This is a genomic window from Streptomyces sp. NPDC001407 (genome assembly GCF_042895325.1).
Classification (GTDB): Bacteria; Actinomycetota; Actinomycetes; order Streptomycetales; family Streptomycetaceae; genus Streptomyces.
This window is the reverse complement of the sequence record NZ_JBIAWF010000068.1, coordinates 1-1,277: the sequence shown is the minus strand read 5'-3', so window position 1 is coordinate 1,277 and position 1,277 is coordinate 1. Positions and strand designations below refer to the sequence as shown.

Annotated in this window: 1 protein-coding gene; it reads right to left on the bottom strand. The window is 72.5% G+C overall.

Going from position 1 to position 1,277, the window contains the following annotated elements; all coding sequences use genetic code 11:
• Positions 1 to 1,277: acyltransferase domain-containing protein (locus ACFY1P_RS35395; RefSeq protein ID WP_390753015.1), on the bottom strand; the 1,277-nt coding region annotated here is incomplete at both ends.

Here is a 1,277-nt window from a genome sequence, read left to right as displayed (position 1 = left end):
GCTTGGATGAGGGTGGTGGTCGCGGCGAGTCCTGCGGGGACGGCCGGGTGCTCGGGGTGCGGTTCCTCGTCCAGCGCCAGCAGATTGACGATCCCGGCCAGCCCGGACGTGTCCACCGAGGCCAAGGACTCACACCTGACGCGCCCCGTCTCCACGGCATGCAGCCGGACGACCGCGCCGTGCTCTTGCAGCGCCTCCGCCGTGGCCCGTACGGCGGGGTGGTCGGCCTGTGCCTCGGGAACGAAGAGCAGCCAGTCCCCGCTCAGTTCCGGTGTCGTCGAGGCGTCGGGCCGGTGCTCCCATGTGACGTGGTAGCGCCAGGAGTCGATCGTGGACTTCTCCCGGTGCCGTCGGCGCCAGGCCGAGAGGGCCGGCAGCGCGGGCTCCAGTGCCTCGACGGTCTCCGGCCGGTCCTCGATCTCCAGACTGCCGGCGAGCGCCTCCATGTCCAGATCCTCGATCGCCTGCCACAGCTGTGCTTCGGCCGCGTCATGACCTGCGCCGACAGCCGCGGCCGCGGTGGCGCGCTTGAGCCAGTAGCGCTGACGTTGGAAGGCGTACGTCGGGAGGTCGACGGTACGGGGGGCCGGCTCGGTGGGGAACCAGCGCCGCCAGTCGACGTCCGCTCCGGCCGTGAAGGCCAGGGCGGCGGAGTGCGTGAGCTGGGTGAGGCCGCCGTGGTCACGGCGCAGGGTCGGGACGATGGCGGCCGTGACGCCGGCGTGGTCGACGGTCTCCTGGATGCCCAGGTTGAGCACGGGGTGGGGGCTGGCCTCGATGAAGAGGCGGTAGCCGTCGGCCAGGAGCGCTTCGACGGTGTCGGCGAAGCGGATGGGCCGGCGCAGGTTGGTGATCCAGTACGCCGTGTCCAGGCCGGTGGTCCCCAGGCGCCCGGCGGTGACGGTGGAGTAGAACGCCACGTCGGTGTCCACCGGCCGGATACCGCTGAGACGCTCGGCGAGCAGGTCGGCGATCTCGTCGACCTGCGGGCCGTGCGAGGCGTAGTCCACATCGATCGTGCGCGCCCGCAGGCCGCGTGCCTCCGCGTCCGCGACCACGGCGGCCACATGCTCGGGCGGGCCCGAGATCACCGTGGAGGAAGGGCTGTTGACGCCCGCGATGCCCACGCCCGGCCGCCCGTCGACGAGCTCGGCGGCCTGCTCCTGGCCCACTCCGAGAGAGGCCATCGCACCGTGCCCGGCCAATTGCCTGAGGGCGTCGCTGCGTACGGCGACGATGCGTGCGGCGTCGTCGAGGGTGAGTGCGCCGGCGACGCA